The 19,602-nt window shown below is 73.9% G+C and carries 16 protein-coding genes; 11 read left to right on the forward strand and 5 right to left on the reverse strand.

Annotated elements, in window-relative coordinates:
• The first annotated feature begins 31 nt into the window (after window positions 1-31).
• On the forward strand, window positions 32-2,089 hold the full coding sequence (locus tag O2W18_RS08315) for a S9 family peptidase (protein WP_269187074.1): 2,058 nt from the start codon (window positions 32-34) through the stop codon (window positions 2,087-2,089).
• Window positions 2,090-2,112: 23 nt separating this feature from the next.
• Here O2W18_RS08315 and O2W18_RS08320 read toward each other — a convergent pair whose 3' ends face one another.
• Together O2W18_RS08320 and O2W18_RS08325 are read right to left on the reverse strand one after the other, a co-directional pair.
• Complete coding sequence (locus tag O2W18_RS08320; protein WP_269187075.1) at window positions 2,113-2,547, reverse strand: hypothetical protein; 435 nt, start codon at window positions 2,545-2,547, stop codon at window positions 2,113-2,115.
• Window positions 2,544-2,792, reverse strand: a complete 249-nt coding sequence (locus tag O2W18_RS08325) for a hypothetical protein (protein ID WP_269187076.1) — start codon at window positions 2,790-2,792, stop codon at window positions 2,544-2,546. The genes O2W18_RS08320 and O2W18_RS08325 overlap by 4 nt, the downstream gene beginning before the upstream one ends.
• A gap of 175 nt (window positions 2,793-2,967) precedes the next feature.
• On the opposite strand from O2W18_RS08325, the gene O2W18_RS08330 reads away from it, so the two are divergent.
• Complete coding sequence (locus tag O2W18_RS08330) at window positions 2,968-3,246, forward strand: hypothetical protein (protein WP_269187077.1); 279 nt, start codon at window positions 2,968-2,970, stop codon at window positions 3,244-3,246.
• Window positions 3,247-3,318: 72 nt separating this feature from the next.
• Here the strand turns inward: O2W18_RS08330 and O2W18_RS08335 are convergent, their stop codons facing one another.
• Both O2W18_RS08335 and O2W18_RS08340 read right to left on the reverse strand, forming a co-directional pair.
• A complete protein-coding gene (locus tag O2W18_RS08335; RefSeq protein WP_269187078.1) occupies window positions 3,319-3,702 on the reverse strand; it encodes a VOC family protein in 384 nt (127 codons plus the stop codon).
• Between the two features lie 38 nt (window positions 3,703-3,740).
• Window positions 3,741-4,409, reverse strand: coding sequence for an MBL fold metallo-hydrolase (locus O2W18_RS08340; RefSeq protein ID WP_269187079.1), 669 nt, complete (start codon window positions 4,407-4,409; stop codon window positions 3,741-3,743).
• A gap of 47 nt (window positions 4,410-4,456) precedes the next feature.
• Here O2W18_RS08340 and O2W18_RS08345 point away from each other — a divergent pair, with 47 nt between their 5' ends.
• From O2W18_RS08345 to O2W18_RS08355, 3 genes are all read left to right on the forward strand, one after another.
• A complete protein-coding gene (locus tag O2W18_RS08345; protein WP_269187080.1) occupies window positions 4,457-5,911 on the forward strand; it encodes an amidase in 1,455 nt (484 codons plus the stop codon).
• 185 nt (window positions 5,912-6,096) lie between these two features.
• Window positions 6,097-8,991 carry an excinuclease ABC subunit UvrA gene (gene uvrA, locus O2W18_RS08350; protein WP_269187081.1) on the forward strand — a complete coding sequence of 965 codons (2,895 nt, stop codon included), beginning with the start codon at window positions 6,097-6,099 and terminating at the stop codon, window positions 8,989-8,991.
• 55 nt (window positions 8,992-9,046) lie between these two features.
• Window positions 9,047-9,967 (forward strand): alpha/beta fold hydrolase, encoded by a 921-nt coding sequence (locus O2W18_RS08355; protein WP_269187082.1) that lies wholly within the window; start codon window positions 9,047-9,049, stop codon window positions 9,965-9,967.
• 81 nt (window positions 9,968-10,048) lie between these two features.
• On the opposite strand, the gene O2W18_RS08360 is transcribed toward O2W18_RS08355, so the two are convergent.
• Window positions 10,049-11,968 (reverse strand): cytochrome P450, encoded by a 1,920-nt coding sequence (locus O2W18_RS08360; RefSeq protein ID WP_269187083.1) that lies wholly within the window; start codon window positions 11,966-11,968, stop codon window positions 10,049-10,051.
• Window positions 11,969-12,114: 146 nt separating this feature from the next.
• Here O2W18_RS08360 and uvrC point away from each other — a divergent pair, with 146 nt between their 5' ends.
• From uvrC to O2W18_RS08390, 6 genes are all read left to right on the forward strand, one after another.
• Window positions 12,115-14,181 carry an excinuclease ABC subunit UvrC gene (uvrC, locus tag O2W18_RS08365; RefSeq protein WP_269187084.1) on the forward strand — a complete coding sequence of 689 codons (2,067 nt, stop codon included), beginning with the start codon at window positions 12,115-12,117 and terminating at the stop codon, window positions 14,179-14,181.
• Window positions 14,178-15,113 carry an RNase adapter RapZ gene (gene rapZ, locus O2W18_RS08370; RefSeq protein ID WP_269187085.1) on the forward strand — a complete coding sequence of 312 codons (936 nt, stop codon included), beginning with the start codon at window positions 14,178-14,180 and terminating at the stop codon, window positions 15,111-15,113. Before uvrC ends, rapZ begins: the two co-directional genes overlap by 4 nt.
• Window positions 15,113-16,066: a gluconeogenesis factor YvcK family protein gene (locus O2W18_RS08375; protein ID WP_269187086.1), complete on the forward strand. Its 954-nt coding sequence runs from the start codon at window positions 15,113-15,115 to the stop codon at window positions 16,064-16,066. Before rapZ ends, O2W18_RS08375 begins: the two co-directional genes overlap by 1 nt.
• 79 nt (window positions 16,067-16,145) lie before the next feature.
• Window positions 16,146-17,120, forward strand: coding sequence for a DNA-binding protein WhiA (gene whiA / locus O2W18_RS08380; RefSeq protein ID WP_442928921.1), 975 nt, complete (start codon window positions 16,146-16,148; stop codon window positions 17,118-17,120).
• Between the two features lie 283 nt (window positions 17,121-17,403).
• The gene (gene gap, locus O2W18_RS08385; protein ID WP_269187087.1) at window positions 17,404-18,408 is read left to right on the forward strand and encodes a type I glyceraldehyde-3-phosphate dehydrogenase; all 1,005 of its coding nucleotides are present in this window, start codon (window positions 17,404-17,406) and stop codon (window positions 18,406-18,408) included.
• Window positions 18,408-19,601 carry a phosphoglycerate kinase gene (locus tag O2W18_RS08390; protein ID WP_269187088.1) on the forward strand — a complete coding sequence of 398 codons (1,194 nt, stop codon included), beginning with the start codon at window positions 18,408-18,410 and terminating at the stop codon, window positions 19,599-19,601. Before gap ends, O2W18_RS08390 begins: the two co-directional genes overlap by 1 nt.
• Window position 19,602: the final 1 nt, after the last annotated feature.

Here is a 19,602-nt window from a genome sequence, read left to right on the forward strand (position 1 = left end):
GGCGATCTCGCGCTGGGCTAGCGTGCCCGGCATGCGGCCGACCGACCTCTCCCTGCTGCGCGCGCCCGGTGTGCCGACGGTGTCCCCGGACGGGGCGACCGCCGTCGTCGCCGTCAGCCGGCTGGACCTGGACGCCGACGAGTACCGCGGCCAGCTGTGGACCGTCCCGACCGACGGCTCGGCGCCGGCCCGGCCGCTCACCCACGGCCATCTGGACTCGGCCCCCGTGTTCTCCCCGGACGGGCACTGGCTTGCCTACCTGTCGGCCGAGCCGAAGGGGAAGCCGCAGCTGCACGTGCTGCCCGCCGGCGGTGGCACGGCCCGGCGGCTGACCGACCACCACCTGGGCGCGGGCACCCCGGTGTGGTCGCCGGACTCCCGCCGGCTGGCCTACACCGCGCGGGTGCCCGAGCAGGGGCGGTACGGCACCGACGAGGACGTGTCGCCGGGCGCGGAGCCCCCGCGGCTGATCACCACGCTGAAGTACCGGGCCGACGGCGTCGGGTTCACCAACGACCGCCGCAGTCACGTCTTCGTCGTCGACCTGCCCGCGGACACCGACGACGACGCCGTCGAGCAGCCCACGCCGTTCCAGGTCACCGGCGGCGACGTGGACGACACCGACGTGGCCTGGCGTCCGGACGGCGCCGAGCTCGCCTTCGTCTCCGCGCGGCACGAGGGTGCGGACACCGACCGGGTCACCGACGTGTACGTCGTCCGGCCCGACGGCAGCGGGCTGCGCCGGGTCACCGACTCCCGGTCCGCCTGCGCCCACCCGGCCTACGACCCGGACGACGCTGCCGGCAGCACGATCTACCTGTCCGCCATCCCGGACCTGGGCCCGCTGGGCCGGGACTTCGTCGGCCGGAACACCACGCTCGCGAAGGTCGATGCCGCCGGCGGGCCGGTGGTGCCGCTGCTGGACCCGGAGGGGCACGACCGGGGCGACGAGACGCCGGCCACCGTGGTCGCCGGGGGCGCCGCCCTCATCGGGATCCAGCGGCGCGGGGCGGTCGAGCTGCTGCGGGTGCCGCTGGACGGTGGCGAGCCGGAGGCGCTGGTCGAGGGGCACTACACCGTCCGCGGGATCGGTGCCGGGGGCGGGGTCGTCGTCGCCACCGTCGCGCACGACCGCTCGGCGGGCGAGCTCATCGCGCTCACCCCCGGACGGCGCCGGCTGATCACCAGCTTCGGTGCGCAGCTGCAGGCCACCGGCCGGCTGCGCCGGATGCGCGAGACGACGGCCACCGCGCCGGACGGCTACCCGGTGCACGGCTGGGTCACCACGCCGCCCGGGCCCGGGCCGCACCCGGTGCTGCTGACGGTGCACGGCGGGCCGTTCAGCCAGTACGGGTGGACGCTCTTCGACGAGACCCAGGCCTACGTCGAGGCGGGTTACGCCGTGCTGATGTGCAACCCCCGCGGGTCGTCGGGCTACGGCCAGGCGCACGGGCGGGTGGTCAAGGAGCACATGGGCGAGCTGGACGCCGACGACGTGCTCGCCTTCCTGGACGCGGCGCTGGCCGACCCGGGGCTGGACGCCACCCGCGTCGGGCTGATGGGCGGCTCGTACGGCGGGTTCATGACCACGCTGCTGCTGGGCCGCACCGACCGGTTCGTCGCCGGCATCAGCGAGCGGGGGTTCAACGACCCGGTGAGCTTCGTCGGCTCCTCCGACATCGGGTTCTTCTTCCCCGACGAGTACGTGGGCACCGACCCCGAGCGCGTCGCCGCACAGTCGCCGATGGCCTCGGCGCACCGGATCACGACGCCGACGATGGTGATCCACTCGGAGGAGGACTGGCGCTGCCCGCTGGAACAGGGCACCCGGCTCTACGTGGAGCTCAAGCGCCGCGGGGTCCCCACCGAGCTGCTGCTCTTCCCGGGGGAGGGGCACGAGCTGTCGCGGTCCGGCCGGCCGAAGCACCGCCAGGCCCGGCTCGAGCACGTGCTGCGCTGGTGGGGACGCTGGCTCCCGACCCCGCAGAACAGCTCGGCGATGGGCGCGCTGCCGGCCGGGTCCGGCGGGGGCTCGGCCGGGCCGGACCCCGCCGAGCCGCTGACCGTGCAGGCGACCCGGGTCGACTGAGGAGGGCGCTGCCGCGTCCTCGCTCACCTGCGGCGGCGGACCACCGCGTAGCCGAGGCCGACCAGCGTCGCGACCAGGGCGGTCTCGACAGCCCGGGCGCGGGCGCTGGCGCGGATGATGCCGACGGCGTCCGGGCGTGCCTGCCGGGTGCCCAGCAGAGCTCCGCCGAGCGACGAGTCGACTCCCGCCCCGACGGTGACGATGTGCTGCGACGGTGAGTCGAGCCGGGCGGTGAGCCCGGCGCCGGCCAGTGCGCCGGCCAGCTCGGCGAGGTCGGCGCGGCCCGGCCGGGTCCCGGTGCGGGCGGTGGCCGCCGCCCGCAGGCCCAGCACGAACCCACGGACGTCGTCGGCGACCACGTGGACGTCACCGCCCGCGGCGGTGACCCGCACGGGCGCACCGTCGACCTCGATCGACAGGTCGGCCGTCACGTCGAGGCGGGCCACCTCCGGGGTCATCCCTTGCTGGCGTTCTCGGCGGTGGTGATGCGCAGCGTCCCGTTCAGCCGCCAGGTGGCGCGGGACGCGTCCGCGCCGGTCTCCCGCGGGACCTCGACGGTCATGTCGACGAACTCGTAGTTGATCGCCGCGCCCTTGCCCGTCAGGTAGGCCCACATCTCCTTGCCCAGGTCGGCGAAGCTGGTCGCCTCGTGGGACTTGATGTCGCGCTTGCCGGTCGCAGTGTCGCTGTTCGACGTGGTCATGGAGCTCTCCTCGCTCGGGCGGTGGCCGCAGGGACACGGCGCTTCCGGACGTGCCGCGGGCGCGCTCGTCCACGGCTTCGGTTGCGCACTACCCAACGTGGCGTCGACGAACCGGCATCCGGAGCAGGCGGCTGAGGAGGGGAGTCCGGGCAGCGAGCCGGTCTAGCGTGTCCGCATGGCGCTCATCTACCCCGTCCAGGCCGACCTCCCGGAGCCCGACGAGGACAGCGATGCCGACTTCGCCGAGCTCGCGGCCGACCTCTCCGACAACTGGCTGGTCGAGATCGCGGTCGGGGAGGACGGGGACGACGCGTGCTTCGGCCCGCTGACCGCGAGGGCGGCCTGGGACCTGGCGGTCGACCTCGACGAGCGTCGGCCCGAGTGGTCGATCTCGGTGGTGCCGCTGCACGTGGCCGGGACGGCGGACGAGCTCGTGCAGCTCTTCGAGGACTAGAGCTCGTCGAGGACCGGCTGGCCGCGGACGTGTTGCTGTACCTCGACCCGGCGTGCTGACCGGGGTGGGGCGTCACCCGGCAGGCGGGTGCTCCGCAAGGCAGAACAGGTTGCCCTCCGGGTCGGCGAGGGTCGACCACTGCACCCAGGGGACCTCGTCGAGCACGTCCCACCGGTGCGCCGCACCGAGCGCGATCGCGCGGTCGACCGCGGCGGTCCGCGTCCCCCACGGCACGGTGAGGTCGAGGTGTTGGGCCGGCTGGTCCGGACGATCGCCGGGGTGCGGCCAGAAGGACATCGCGAAGCCGTCGGGCTCCCGGGCGGAGACGAACACGAAGCCGCCGTGCTCGCCGGCGATCTCGCCGCCGAGCAGACCGGCCCAGAAGGAGGCCAGTGCACGGGGATCGCGGGCGGCGACGTTCACCGCCCCCAGCGAGACAGGAGGACCGTCGGTCATGTGCGGCACGGTAGGCGATGACGCCGACCGCCGTCCCGTCACCAGCCGCGGGCGCGCCACTCCGGCAGGTTCGGCCGCTCGGCGCCGATCGTCGTGTCGCTCCCGTGTCCCGGGTAGACCCAGCTGTCGTCGGGCAGCTCGCCGAACAGTCGGCTCTCGACGTCGTCGACCAGGCTGGTGAACCGGGCGGAATCGGACTGGGTGTTGCCCACGCCGCCGGGGAACAGGCTGTCGCCGGTGAAGACGTGCGTGCCGGCGCCCTCGGGACCACGCCAGACCAGCGCGATGCTGCCCGGCGTGTGCCCGCGCAGGTGCACCACCTCGAGGGTCTGGTCACCGACGGAGACGGTGTCACCGTGCTGCACCGGCCGGGTGACCGGCACCGGCAGGTCGGCCGCGTCGGCCGGGTGTGCGACGGTCTCCGCGCCGGTCACCCGCACCACCTCCGGGAGCGCGCGGTGGTGGTCCCAGTGCCCGTGCGTGGTCACCACCGTGCGGACGTCGGCGTCCCCGATCAGCTCCAGCAGCGCCGCCGGTTCGGCTGCGGCGTCGACCAGCAAGGACTCCCCCGTGCCCGTGCTGGTGAGCAGGTAGACGTTGTTCGCCATCTCGCTGACGGCCAGCTTCCGGATGGTCAGCCCGGGGAGCTCCCGGACGTCGGCGGGACCGCCGACCTGCACGTCACCGGTGTACGTCTGCCCGCTCATGCTGCTCCCGTCCGGGACTGTCGGTGCCGCCGTCTAGGTTCGTCGGCATGGACGCTAGTGCAGGTTCCGGGCCCGCTGCCGCGCCCACCGGGGCGGGGCCCGGCGAGGTGGTGCTCGACGGGGTCGTCGGTCTGCCGGCGACCGAGCTCGCCGCGCGGGTCCGCGCGGGCGAGCTCTCCGCGGTCGACGTGGTCCGCGCCCACCTCCGGCACCTGGCCGCCGTCGAGGCGCGGCTCGGGGCCTTCCGGGTGGTCCGCACCGAGGCCGCCCTCGCCGAGGCCGCGGCGGTCGACGCGCACGCCGACCGGGCCCGGCTGCCGCTGGCGGGCGTCCCGATCGCGGTGAAGGACAACGTCGCGGTCGCCGGTGAGGTGGTCACCGACGGGTCGTCGGCCCACCGGCCGGTCCCGGCGACCGCCGACCACCCGGTGGTGGCCCGGCTGCGGGCCGCGGGCGCGGTCGTCCTCGGCATCACCCGGGTGCCGGAGCTGTGTCTGTACTGCGCCACCGACGGTGCCGGCACGGTGACCCGCAACCCCTGGGACACCGCGCGCTCGGCCGCCGGCTCCTCCGGCGGCAGCGCCGCCGCCGTGGCGGCCGGCGTGGTGCCGCTGGCCCAGGGGAACGACGGCATGGGGTCCCTCCGGCTGCCCGCCGCCGCCTGCGGACTCGTCACGCTCAAGCCGGGCTCCGGTGTGGTCCCGGCCCAGATCGGCGCCGACAGCTGGTCGGGGATGGCCGAGAACGGCGTCCTCGCCACGACCGTCGCCGACCTGGCCGTCGGCTTCGCCGTCCTCGCCGGCACCGAGCCCCTCCCGCCGGCGGCTCCGGTCGGCCCGCTGCGGATCGCGGTCTCGACCCGCTCGCCCGTGCCCGGCGTCCGGCTGGACGCCGCCGGCCGCGCGGCGATGGACGTCGTGGTCGCCGAGCTGCGCGCCGCCGGTCACGTCGTGGTCGACAAGGAGCCGCTGATCACGCCGGCGGCGGCGTTCGGCACCATCACCCGGTGGCTGGCCGGCGCCGACGCCGACGCCGACGCGCTGGGGCTGGACCGGGGGGCGCTGGAGCCGCGCAGCCGCACCCACGCCCGGCTGGGCCGCTGGGTGCGCCGGGCCGGCCTGGTCCGCCCGCAGACGGCGGCGGCGTTCCGGGCCCGGATGGCCGACTTCTTCGCCGACGTCGACGTCCTGCTCAGCCCGGTGGTCTCCGGTCCGCCGCTGCCCGCCCGGCCGTGGCACGAGCGGGGCTTCCTGGCGAACATCACGGCCAACGCCCGCTGGGCGCCGTGGACGTCGGCCTGGAACGTGGCGGGTCTGCCCGCACTCGTCCTGCCGGCCGGCCCGGGCCGGGACGGGCTGCCCAGCTCGGTCCAGTTCGTCGGCCCGGCCGGGGCCGAGACGCGGCTACTCTGGCTGGCCGGGGAGCTCGAAGGCCGGCTGCCCTGGCGCCGGCACGCGCCGGTCTTCGACCCGGCAGGACGGGTCGGCGGCCCCGCCGGCTGACCGGGCAGCGTCGGCCAGCGCGGGTGGGGGAGACCCAGCCGACACCCGCGCCGGGAAGCCCGCCTGTCGGGCCACCGTTCCACTGGACGATGCACCTCACCGGCCTCGAGCTCCGCACTGCACCACTGGCCCCCGCCGCCCCGCGACCGGACCAGCACCGAACCACTGCGACCGACAGGGATCACATGGACCGGCTCGTCGTCCGCGGCGCCCGAGAGCACAACCTCAAGGACGTCCACCTCGACCTGCCCCGCGACGCGATGATCGTGTTCACGGGGCTCTCCGGCTCGGGCAAGTCGAGCCTGGCCTTCGACACGATCTTCGCCGAGGGCCAGCGCCGGTACGTGGAGTCGCTGTCCGCCTACGCCCGCCAGTTCCTGGGCCAGATGGACAAGCCCGACGTCGACTTCATCGAGGGCCTCTCGCCGGCGGTGTCGATCGACCAGAAGTCCACGAACCGCAACCCGCGGTCGACGGTCGGCACGATCACCGAGGTCTACGACTACCTCCGGCTGCTCTACGCCCGGGCCGGTCAGCCGCACTGCCCGAACTGCGGCAAGCCGATCTCCCGGCAGACGCCACAGCAGATCGTCGACCAGGTGCTCGCCATGGAGGAGGGCACCCGGTTCCAGGTGCTGGCGCCCGTCGTCCGGGCGCGCAAGGGCGAGTACGTCGACCTGTTCAGCTCGCTGCAGACCCAGGGCTTCTCCCGGGTCCGGGTCGACGGCACCATCCACCCGCTGACCGAGCCGCCGAAGCTCAAGAAGCAGGAGAAGCACACGATCGAGGTGATCGTCGACCGGCTGACGGTCAAGGAGAACGCCAAGCGGCGGCTGACCGACTCGGTCGAGACCGCGCTCGGCCTCGCCGGCGGCCTGGTCGTGCTGGACTTCGTCGACCTCCCCGAGGACGACGTGCACCGTGAGCGCACCTTCTCCGAGCACCTGGCCTGCATCGACGACGGGCTGTCCTTCGAGGCGCTGGAGCCGCGGTCGTTCTCCTTCAACTCGCCCTTCGGCGCCTGCCCCGAGTGCACCGGCATCGGGACCCGCAAGGAGGTCGACCCCGACCTCGTGGTCCCCGACCCGGGCAAGAGCCTGGGCGAGGGTGCCATCGCCCCGTGGGCCGGCTCGATGAGCAACGAGTACTTCCAGCGGCTGCTCGGCGGGCTCGCCGACATGATCGGCTTCTCCATGAGCACGCCCTGGGAGGAGCTGCCGGCCACGGTGCAGAAGGCGGTGCTGCACGGCTCCCCGGACCAGGTGCACGTCCGCTACAAGAACCGCTACGGCCGGGAGCGCAGCTACTACGCCGCCTTCGAGGGCGTGCTGCCCTTCCTCGAGCGCCGCCACGAGGACACCGACAGCGAGTTCATGAAGGACAAGTACGAGGGCTACATGCGGGACGTCCCGTGCCCCGTCTGCCACGGCACCCGGCTCAAGCCGGAGATCCTCGCCGTCAAGATGAACGGCCGCTCGATCGCCGAGGTCACCGGTCTGTCCATCGGCGAGGCCTCGGAGTGGCTCAACGCCCTGGAGCTCGGCGAGCGGGAGAAGGCGATCGCCGTCCAGGTGCTCCGGGAGATCCAGGCCCGGCTCTCCTTCCTCGTCTCTGTCGGGCTGGACTACCTGTCCCTGGACCGTCCGGCCGCCACGCTGGCCGGTGGGGAGGCGCAGCGCATCCGGCTGGCCACCCAGATCGGCTCCGGGCTGGTCGGCGTCCTCTACGTGCTCGACGAGCCGTCGATCGGACTGCACCAGCGCGACAACGTCCGGCTGATCGAGACGCTGGTCCGGCTGCGCGACATGGGCAACACCCTGATCGTCGTCGAGCACGATGAGGACACCATCAAGCAGGCCGACTGGATCGTCGACATCGGTCCCGGCGCCGGCGAGCACGGTGGCGAGGTGGTGGTCAGCGGCACCTACGAGGACCTCCTCGCCAGTGAGCGGTCGATCACCGGCCAGTACCTCTCCGGCCGCCGGGAGATCACCATCCCGAAGATCCGCCGCGAGCGGACGCCGGGGCGTGAGCTCGTCGTCAAGGGCGCGCGGGAGAACACCCTGCGCGGCATCGACGTCGCCTTCCCGCTCGGCATGCTGGTCGCCGTCACCGGCGTCTCCGGCTCGGGCAAGTCCAGCCTGGTCAACGACATCCTCTACACGACGCTGGCCAACGAGCTGAACCGCGCGCGGATGGTGCCCGGTCGGCACCGCACCATCACCGGCCTGGACCAGCTGGACAAGGTCGTCGGCGTCGACCAGTCGCCGATCGGGCGCACCCCGCGGTCCAACCCGGCCACCTACACCGGGGTCTGGGACCACGTCCGCAAGCTCTTCGCCAGCACCTCGGAGGCGAAGGTCCGGGGCTACCAGCCCGGCCGGTTCTCCTTCAACGTCAAGGGCGGCCGCTGCGAGGCGTGCTCCGGCGACGGCACGCTGAAGATCGAGATGAACTTCCTGCCCGACGTCTACGTGCCGTGCGAGGTGTGCAAGGGCGCCCGGTTCAACCGGGAGACCCTCGAGGTGCACTACAAGGGCAAGACGGTCGCCGAGGTGCTGGACATGCCGATCGAGGAGGCCGCGGACTTCTTCGCCGCGATCCCCGCGATCGCCCGGTACATGCGCACCCTCACCGACGTCGGCCTGGGCTACGTCCGGCTCGGTCAGCCGGCCACCACGCTGTCCGGCGGTGAGGCGCAGCGGGTCAAGCTCGCCAGCGAGCTTCAGAAGCGCTCCAACGGCCGCACGATCTACGTCCTCGACGAGCCCACGACCGGGCTGCACTTCGAGGACATCAACAAGTTGCTGCAGGTGATCCAGGGCCTGGTCGACAAGGGCAACTCGGTCATCGTCATCGAGCACAACCTCGACGTGATCAAGAGCGCCGACTGGCTGATCGACATGGGTCCGGAGGGCGGGTTCCGCGGCGGCGTGGTCGTCGCCGAAGGGCCGCCGGAGCTCGTCGCGTCGGTCCCGGAGAGCCACACCGGCCGGTTCCTGGCGAAGATCCTCGACCGGGAGGCCGTGGTCGCGGCGGCCTCCGGCGCCAAGAAGAGGACCCGGAAGAAGGCCAGCTGACCGCTGCACGGGGCGGCGGCGCCGCCCCGTGCACTGCCGAACGAGAGGAACCACCGTGACGACGACGTCCGGCGACCTGTCCGAGCTCCCACGCCCCGACGGGGTGGCCGTCAGGTACCGGCGGTGGCTACCGGCCGGCGAGGTGCGCGGCACCGTGCAGATCGTCCACGGCGCCTCCGAGCACTCCGGCCGGTACGAGCGGCTGGCCGGTGCGCTGACCGAGCGGGGCCTGGCCGTCTACGCGATGGACCTGCGCGGGCACGGCCGTACCGCCGAGGCCACCGGCCCCGGCCGGTTCGGCGCGCCCGGAGCGGACGGGACACTCGACGACGTCGAGGCCCTGCACCGGGTGGCCGCCCAGGAGCACCCGGGCGTGCCCCGAGTCCTGCTGGGCCACTCGATGGGCTCGATCATCGCGCTGGCCAGCGCACAGCGGGACGGCGCCCAGCTGACCGGCCTGGTGCTGTCCGGGCCGATCGGGGTGTCGCCGGAGCTGGCCGAGACGGTCTCCGCCCTGGACGGCGCCGTGGCCGCCGGGCTGGGCGACCAGCCGCTGGACGCCCTCGGCGCGTTCAACGAGCCGTTCGAGCCCGCTCGCACCCCCTACGACTGGCTGTCCCGCGACCCGGCCGAGGTCGACGCCTACCTGGCCGACCCGCTCGCCGGTGACGAGGTGCCGCTGACCCACGGCTACGCGGCCGGGGTCTTCGGCATGTCGGTCCGCGCGGCCAGCCCCCAGGGGGTCGCCGCGCTGCCGGAGGCGCTGCCGGTGCTGCTGCTGTCCGGACAGCACGACCCGGTCGGCGGCCGGGACGCCGGCCAGGTCACCGCGCTCGCCGGGCTGCTCCGGGATCGGGGGCTGCCCGTCGAGCAGCGGGTCTACCCCGAGGCCCGGCACGAGGTCTTCAACGAGACCAACCGCGACGAGGTCGTCGCCGACCTGCTCGGCTGGCTCGAGGCTCGCCTCGGCGAGTGAGCTGGAGGCGCGCCTGGGATGGACGCCGAGCGGCTGCCGCAGTGGGCGGTGATCGGTGCACGGGCACCCGTCGGTCACGGTTCAGCGGCGACGGTCCTGCACGTCGAGCAGCCGACCGCCGGCCGGCGCGGGTGCCTGCCCGGCCTGCACTGCACCGGTCACCTCGCCCACGGCCGCCTGCGCCGCCTCGGGCCCCTCGACCAGCCAGACCGCCGACCGCGGGGGCCCGGCGCAGGCCGTGAGCTCCACCAGCCACGGGTGGGTCCGTTCCGCCGCCGCCAGTCGCGCGATGCGGCGACCGCGCAGCAGCAGGACGAAGGCGGCGACCGAACCGATCCCGGCCGTCGACGCGATGGTGCGGAGGGCGGAGACCTCCTCCCGCCACGGGTCCGCAGCGGCCCCGGGAGCGGTCCAGCCCTGCCAGCGGGCCGACCGTCCCAGCACCCAGCTGGCCTGGGGTGGAGGTGGCGGTGGACTCGTGGGCGAGCCCCAGGGCAGCAGCAGCCTGCCGACCGCTGCCGCTTCCGGCTGGGTCACGGGGGCCGGCAGCACGCCTGCGCGATGGCAGCTGACCCGCCAGCTCCCGCCCCAGCGGTCGGTGACCACCACGCCGTCCCGTTCGCTGCTCGCCGTCCCGCGCATGCCGTCCCGTCCGTCGCCCGTCGCTGAGAGGGCCACCCTGGCAGTCGGGGCCGGTGTGGTGCCGGCGTCGTCCACAGGCAGATCGGCCGCGATCAGTCGACGGCCGCAGCTGCGGGGGCCACCGGCTGGACGCCGTGCACGACGAACCCGCTCCGCGGCAGTGCAGGCAGCCGGGACAGGCTGACGCTGAGGTCCTGGACCCCGACGTCGTAGCGCATCGACCGGGTCAGCAGTCGCACCGCCTCCGCCATGAGCAGCCGGGTCATCGGCTCCCCGGGGCACCGGTGGTCGTCCCGGTGGTCCCCCGCCGCCCTGCGGGATCAGCGTGTACGGGTCGCCCGTCCAGTCGCGGAACCGCTCGGGGCGGAAGACCTCCGGCTCGGGCCACAGCCGGGCATCGTGGTCGGTGCCGTAGATGTCGAGCAGCACCCGCTGCCCGACCGGGAAGTCGTGCCCCTGCCAGCGGAAGGGCCTGTGCACCCGGCCGGCGATCAGTGGGACGAACGGGTACACCCGGCGGACCTCGTCGACGAAGCCCATCAGGTCCGTCTCGTCGCCCGCGGCGAAGGTCTGCTGCCAGTGCGGGTGCTGCAGGAGGGCGAGGGCGGCGAAGACCACGTACCGGCTGACCGCGACGATCGGACGCAGCACGTTGAGCAGCTCCACCCCCGCGGCCGGCACGGTGAGCAGGGCGCCGTCGGTGTCCCGGTGACCGGCGATCACGGCCAGCGCACTGCCGGCGGGCGCCTGCAGCTCGCCGCTGCGCACCCGGGTGACCAGCCCCCGGGCCCACAGCTCCGACCGGTTGCGCAGGGCGCGGGCCCACCAGTTCCGCGGGCCCAGGGTGCCGGCCCGGTCGACCATGGCCGCGAGTTCACGGGTGCGCAGCCGCACGTCGTGCTCGCTCATCGGCACCCCGGCCCACCGGGTCGCCGCCCGGGTGAGCACCTCGTTGACCGCCGGGTGGAGCACCACGCGGCCGGCCCGCTGCCACCGCGGAACGGCCCGGCGCCACTCCTCGGCCAGCGCCTCGGTGACCGCGTCGCTGCCGGTGCCCTGCAGCACGGACAGGAACATGTCCTTGCGGTGCCGGTGCGCATCGCCCTCCAACGTCTGCACGCTGCCCAGGTCCTGGAGCAGGTGCAGGACCGACGGCGGGAACGCGTCCGTGCGGTCGAACCGCTCGCCGCTGTAGAAGAGCTCGGCCGCCTCGGCGCCACGCAGGCAGACCGCCGGCTGCAGCAGCAGGCGGGTGCGGAAGGCGTCGGAGCCCGACCGATCGCAGCGGGTGGAGATGAACGTGTAGCCCTCGCGGAGCAGCGCCAGGCTGCTGTCGGGCACGGTCAGGGACGGGATCACGGGGGGCCTCTCACTGACAGGACCGTGGCGGCACCCGCTGCTCAGGCCGCCGCGCCCATCCTCTCCACCATCCGGTTGTCTGGCGCACCCGGGGCCCTGGTGGGAGCGGGCGACGGGCTGTCGGTGGGCCGACCTAACCTGGGTGCATGCCCGACCCGTCCACGTACCGCCCAGCGGTCGGCAGCATCCCGGAGAGCCCCGGGGTCTACAAGTTCCGCGACCCGGCCGGCCGCGTCGTCTACGTCGGCAAGGCCAAGAGCCTCCGCCAGCGGCTGAACAGCTACTTCGCCGACGTCTGGGGCCTGCACCCGCGCACCCGGCAGATGGTCACCACCGCCGCCAGCGTGGAGTGGACCGTCGTCGGCACCGAGGTCGAGGCCCTCCAGCTCGAGTACAACTGGATCAAGGAGTTCGACCCGCGGTTCAACGTCCGGTACCGGGACGACAAGAGCTATCCCAGCCTCGCCGTGACGCTCAACGAGGAGTACCCGCGGCTGCAGGTCATGCGCGGGCCCAAGCGCAAGGGCGTGCGGTACTTCGGCCCCTACGCGCACGCCTGGGCGATCCGCGAGACGGTCGACACGCTCACCCGGGTCTTCCCGGCCCGCACCTGCTCCAACGGCGTCTTCAAGCGGGCGGCGCAGATCGGCCGGCCCTGCCTGCTCGGCTACATCGGCAAGTGCGCGGCCCCCTGCGTCGGCCGGGTCACCGCCGAGGAGCACCGGGAGATCGTCGACGACTTCTGCGACTTCATGGGCGGCCGCACCGAGCAGATGATCCGCCGGCTCGAGCGGCAGATGACCGAGGCCGCCGAGGAGATGAACTACGAGCGCGCCGCCCGGCTGCGCGACGACCTCGGCGCGCTGCGCCGGGCGCTGGAGAAGCAGGCCGTCGTCCTCGGTGACGGCACCGACGCCGACGTCGTCGCCTTCGCCCAGGACGAGCTGGAGGCCGCCGTCCAGGTCTTCCACGTCCGCGGTGGCCGGGTGCGCGGGCAGCGCGGCTGGATCATCGACAAGGTCGAGGACGTCACCACCGGCCAGCTCGTCGAGCAGTTCCTGCTCCAGGTCTACGGCGGGGTGGACGAGGAGACCGGCGCAGGCGAGGTGGGGGAGGCCGTCCCCCGTGAGGTGCTCGTGCCCGAGCTGCCCGACGACGCCGAGGTCTACGCCGAGCTGCTCAGCGAGCTGCGCGGCTCCCGGGTGTCGCTGCGCGTCCCGCAGCGGGGGGACAAGCGCAGCCTGATGGAGACCGTCGAGCGCAACGCCAAGGAGTCCTTCGCCCGCCACCGGGTCAAGCGCGCCAGCGACCTGACCGCCCGGTCGCTGGCGCTGTCGGAGATCCAGGAGGCGCTGGACCTCCCCGAGGCGCCGCTGCGGATCGAGTGCATCGACGTCTCGCACGTGCAGGGCACGAACGTGGTGGCCAGCATGGTCGTCTTCGAGGACGGCATGGCCAAGAAGTCCGACTACCGGCGGTTCTCCGTCGCCCAGGGCACCGACGACACCGCGGCGATGGCCGAGGTCGTGCGGCGCCGGTTCGCCCGGCACCTCAAGGACGAGCAGGACCGCCGGGACGAGCAGGGCGTCGCCGCCGAGGAGGGCCGGCCCCGCCGGTTCGCCTACCCACCCAACCTGCTGGTGGTCGACGGCGGCGCCCCGCAGGTGGCCGCCGCCAGCCGCTCGCTGGCCGAGCTGGGCATCGTCGACGTCGCCGTCTGCGGTCTGGCCAAGCGGATGGAGGAGGTGTGGCTGCCCGACGACCCCGACCCGGTCATCCTGCCGCGCACCTCCGAGGCCCTGTACCTGTTGCAGCGGGTGCGCGACGAGGCACACCGGTTCGCGATCACCTACCACCGGCAGAAACGATCCAGCACCATGTTGGTCTCGCTCCTGGACGACGTCCCGGGGCTCGGCGACACCCGGCGGAAGGCGCTGATGAAGCAGTTCGGATCCCTCAAGCGGTTGCGCGCGGCCTCGGTCGAGGAGCTCACGGCGGTGCCCGGCATCGGCCGGCGCACGGCCGAGGCGGTGCTCGCGGCCGTCGCCGAGCCGGTGGCCGCCGGGGCCTCGCCCGACGTCGTCGCCGAGGACGCCGTCCAGGTGGAGCCGGCGGTGGCCACGGGGGCACCGCCGTCACCGGTGCTCGGGGCGGACGCCGGCGAGACCGCCGAGACCGGCCGGGTCCACCCCGCCGCCGGGCAGCGGGCATGACCGCCGCCCACCCGGCGCCGGCCGGGCCGCAGAGCGACGTCCCGCCGGGCGCCGACGGGACGAGCACGGAGCTCGCACCGCTGGACGTCGTGGTCGTGACGGGGCTCTCCGGAGCCGGCAAGAACAGCGCCGGTCGGGTGCTGGAGGACCTCGGCTTCTTCGTGGTCGACAACCTGCCGCCGGCCCTGCTGCAGCCGATGGTCGAGCTGGGCGCCCGGGGTGACCTGCGCCGCTTCGCCGCCGTCGTCGACGTGCGCAGCCGGGCCTTCTCCAGCGACCTGCAGGAGTCCATCCGGCAGCTCGCCGACGCCGGGCACCGGCCGCGCGTGGTGTACGTCCACGCCCGCAACGAAGTGCTGATCCGGCGGTACGAGTCGGTCCGGCGCGAGCACCCCCTGCAGGGCAACGGCCGGCTGATCGACGGCATCGACACCGAGCGGGAGCTGCTCACCGGCATCGCCGGCGACGCCGACCTGTGGATCGACACCAGCGACCTCAACGTGCACCAGCTGCGGGCCACCCTGGAGGCGGCGTTCGTGCCGGACGGCGAGCTGCCGGAGGTGGTGGCGACCGTGCTCAGCTTCGGCTTCAAGTACGGCCTGCCGCTGGACGCCGACCTCGTCGTCGACGCCCGGTTCCTGCCCAACCCGCACTGGGTGCCGGAGCTGCGGCCGATGACCGGCCGGGACGCCGAGGTCCGCGACTACGTGCTCGCCCAGGACGACGCCGGGGCGTTCCTGGACAGCTACGGCGAGGTCCTGCGGCTGCTGCTGCCCGGCTACCGGCGGGAGGGCAAGCGGTACCTGACCCTTGCGGTGGGCTGCACCGGCGGGAAGCACCGCAGCGTCGCCATCGCCGAGGAGTTCGCCCGTCGGCTCAACGCCGAGGGCGTCCCGGCCACCGCGCGCCACCGTGACCTGGGGCGCGAGTAGTGGAGACCGCCGGTCTGCGGGTCGTCGCCCTCGGTGGCGGGCACGGCCTGGCCGCTGCCCTGGCCGCCTGGCGTCGACTGACCACGGAGCTGACCGCGGTGGTCACCGTCGCCGACGACGGCGGGTCCTCGGGGCGGATCCGGCGCGAGATGCCGGTGCTGCCACCCGGCGACCTGCGGATGGCGCTGGCCGCCCTCGCCGGCGACGGCCCCCGCACCCAGGAGATGGCCGCCCTGCTCCAGCACCGCTTCGGCGGTAGCGGTGTGCTCGCCGGCCATCCCGTCGGCAACCTCATGCTGACCGGGCTGACCGAGATGCACGGCGGTGACACGGTCCGGGCCCTCGGCGTGCTGGAGGAGCTGCTCGGGGCGCGCGGCCGGGTGCTGCCGATGGCCGAGGTGCCTCTGGACCTGGTGGCCACGGTGGCCAGCGTCGACCCCGACGACCCGCAGGAGACCCGGCGGATCCGGGGGCAGGTGGCGATCGCCTCCACGCCCGGGCACGTCGAGGACATCCGGGTCTCCCCGGCAGACCCCCCGGTCCCACCGGAGGTGCTGGCCGCGATCGCGGCGGCCGACGTGGTGAGCCTCGGGCCGGGCTCCTGGTACACCTCCGTGCTGCCCCACCTGCTGGTCCCGCGGCTGCGGACGGCCCTGGCGGAGACGACGGCGCGGGTGGTCGTGGTGCTCAACCTGGAGCCCCAGGCGGGGGAGACCGACGGCTTCTCACCGGAGGAGCACCTGCGGGTCCTGCTGGCACATCTGGGGGGCGTGTCGCTGCACACGGTGATCGCGGACACCGCTGCGGTTGTTGACCGGCGTGGTCTGCTGTCTGCTGTGCAGGCATGCGGTGCAGAACTGGTTCTCGCACCGGTGGCTGCACCGGACGGTGCACCACAGCACGACCCCTCCCGGCTCGCTGCCGCGCTGGCCTCCGTGGTCGGCGCGCGGTGACCGGCAGGGCAGTGGCCGGACACGGGGACGACCGTGACACCGGCCGGCACACAGGGGGAAGGGAACACAGCTGGTGGCCATGACGGCGATGGTGAAGGACGAGCTCTCCCGCGTGGAGTGCACGAAGACCTCGGAGCGCAAGGCCGAGGTGACCGCGCTGCTGCGCTTCTCCGGTGGCTTGCACATCGTGGGTGGCCGGGTGGTCATCGAGGCGGAGCTGGACACCGGTTCGGTGGCCCGGCGACTGCGCCGGGACATCAGTGAGGTGTACGGCTACACCAGCGGCGTCAGCGTGCTGGCCGGCGGCAACATCCGCCGGGGGGTGCGCTACCTGGTCCGGATCGCCAAGCACGGTGAGGGACTGGCCCGGCAGACCGGGCTGGTCGACCAGCGGGGCCGCCCCGTCCGGGGCCTGCCGCCGTCGGTGGTCTCCGGCGGGATCGGCGATGCCGAGGCCGCGTGGCGAGGTGCGTTCCTGGCGCACGGGTCGCTGACCGAGCCGGGGCGCTCGTCGTCCCTGGAGGTCACCTGCCCCGGGCCGGAGGCGGCGATGGCGCTGGTCGGCGCGGCGCGGCGGCTGGGCATCGCGGCCAAGGCCCGGGAGGTCCGCGGCACCGACCGGGTGGTCGTGCGGGACGGCGACGCCATCGGCGCGCTGCTGACCCGGATGGGCGCGCACGACGCCGTCCTTGCCTGGGAGGAGCGGCGGATGCGCCGCGAGGTCCGGGCCACCGCCAACCGGCTGGCCAACTTCGACGACGCGAACCTGCGCCGCTCGGCGCGGGCGGCGGTGGCCGCGAGCGCCCGGGTGGAGCGCGCCCTGGAGATCCTCGCCGACGACGCCCCCGAGCACCTGCTGGTCGCCGGGCGGCTGCGGCTGGAGTTCGGTCAGGCGTCGCTGGAGGAGCTCGGCCAGCGCGCCGACCCGCCGATGACCAAGGACGCCGTTGCCGGCCGCATACGGCGTCTGCTGGCGATGGCCGACAAGCGGGCCAAGGACCTCGGCATCCCGGACACCGAGTCCGTGGTGACCGACGACATGCTGGCCCAGTAGCAGCAGGAGGACCACCCTGCCCCCCACCGCTCGCAAGCTCGCGGCGGGCCCCTGCACGGTGGCCGCTCCAGCGCGTCACCAGACGTCCGCGACGTCTCTCCCGGCCACCGGGGGAGACGTCGCGGACGTCTGTGCACGCCCCTTCCGGCGGGGCGGGTGCGCGGTCGGAGGCTGCTCGGCGGGCCGATAGGCTGTCGCCGGAATGTGGTCGTGCGCACGCACGGCCCACGGGCGCCGCTGGGCCGACCGGCCCGGCTGGGCATCACGGTCTGGGAGGTCCTCAGTGACGGTACGGGTCGGCATCAACGGGTTCGGTCGGATCGGCCGCAACTTCTATCGGGCGGTCGCCGCCAGCGGGGCCGACGTCGAGGTCGTGGCGGTCAACGACCTGACCACGCCCGAGACGCTCGCGCACCTGCTCAAGTACGACAGCATCCTGGGCAAGCTCGCCGAGGACGTCTCGGTCGTCGGCGACGGCATCAAGGTCGGCGGCGCCACCATCAAGGTGCTGGCCGAGCGCGACCCGGCGAACCTGCCCTGGGGCGAGCTGGGCGTCGACGTCGTCGTCGAGTCCACCGGCTTCTTCACCAAGGCCGACGACGCGCGCAAGCACGTCGACGCCGGTGGGGCCAAGAAGGTCATCATCTCGGCGCCGGCCACCGGGGACGACCTCACGATCGTCATGGGCGTCAACCACGAGCAGTACGACGGCTCGCAGACGATCATCAGCAACGCGTCCTGCACCACCAACTGCCTGGCCCCGCTGGCCAAGGTGCTCCACGACGCCTTCGGCATCGAGCGTGGCCTGATGACCACGATCCACGCCTACACCGCCGACCAGAACCTGCAGGACGGCCCGCACAAGGACATGCGCCGCGCCCGCGCGGCCGCGCTCAACATCGTCCCCACCTCCACCGGTGCGGCGAAGGCGATCGGCCTCGTGCTGCCGGAGCTGAAGGGCAAGCTCGACGGCTACGCGCTCCGCGTGCCCGTGCCGACCGGCTCGGCCACCGACCTCACCGTCACCCTGTCCCGTGAGGTCACCCTCGAGGAGGTCGACGCGGCCTACAAGGCGGCCGCCGCCGGCCCGCTCGCCCCGTACCTGGTCTACACCGACGCGCCGATCGTCTCCTCCGACATCGTCACCGACCCGGCCTCCTGCATCTACGACGCCGGCCTGACCAAGGTGTTCGGCAACCAGGTCAAGGTCGTCGGCTGGTACGACAACGAGTGGGGCTACTCCAACCGCCTCGTCGACTCCGTCGTCCTGGTGGGCAGCAAGCTCTGATGCGGTCCGTCGACGAGCTCATCGCCGACCGGGTGTCGGGTCGGCGCGTGCTGCTGCGCGCCGACCTGAACGTCCCGTTGGACTCCGACAGCGGCGCCATCACCGACGACGGCCGGATCCGGGCCAGTCTCCCGACGATCAGCGCGCTCCGCGAGGCCGGCGCCCGGGTCATCGTCGCCGCGCACCTGGGCCGGCCCAAGGGCGAGCCCGACCCGCGGTACTCCCTGGCCCCGGTCGCCGCCCGGCTCGGGGAGTTGCTCGGCACCGAGGTGCCGCTGGCAGCCGACGTCGCCGGCCCCGACGCCACCGCCAAGGCCGCAGCGCTGGCCGACGGCCAGGTGCTGATGCTGGAGAACGTCCGCTTCGAGGCCGCCGAGACCAGCAAGGACGACGCCGTCCGTGGCGAGCTGGCCGACCGGCTGGCCGGGCTGGCCGAGCTGTACGTCGACGACGCGTTCGGGGCCGTGCATCGCGCGCACGCCTCGGTCGTCGACGTGGCCGAGCGCCTCCCGCACGCGGCCGGCCGGCTGGTCGCCCGCGAGCTCGAGGTGCTCACCCGGCTCACCGAGGAGCCGGCGCGGCCCTACGTGGTCGTGCTCGGCGGCTCCAAGGTCAGCGACAAGCTCGGCGTGATCGAGGCGCTGCTGCCCAAGGTCGACCGGCTGCTGGTCGGCGGGGGGATGACCTACACGTTCCTGGCCGCCCAGGGTCACGAGGTCGGGACGTCGCTGCTGGAGGCCGACCAGGTCGACAGCTGCCGCCGGCTGCTGGCCGAGGCCGGCGACCGGATCGTGCTGCCGGTCGACGTGGTCTGCACCCCGGAGTTCAGCGCCGATGCGCCGACCACCGTGCTGCCGGCCACCGAGATCCCGGCCGACCAGATGAGCCTGGACATCGGCCCGAAGAGCGTGGAGCTCTTCGCCGAGGCGCTGGCCGGTGCGCGCACCGTGTTCTGGAACGGGCCGATGGGCGTGTTCGAGCTCGCTCCCTTCCAGGGCGGCACCCGGGGCGTGGCGCAGGCCGTGGGCGCGATCGAGGGGCTCTCCGTCGTCGGCGGCGGCGACTCCGCGGCCTCCGTGCGCCAGCTCGGGCTGGACGAGGCGGCCTACGGTCACATCAGCACCGGCGGCGGCGCGTCGCTGGAGTACCTCGAGGGCCGGGAGCTCCCCGGGCTCGCGGTGCTCGCGAACTGAG

It is taken from the genome of Modestobacter sp. VKM Ac-2983 (assembly GCF_026967885.1).
Classification (GTDB): Bacteria; Actinomycetota; Actinomycetes; order Mycobacteriales; family Geodermatophilaceae; genus Modestobacter.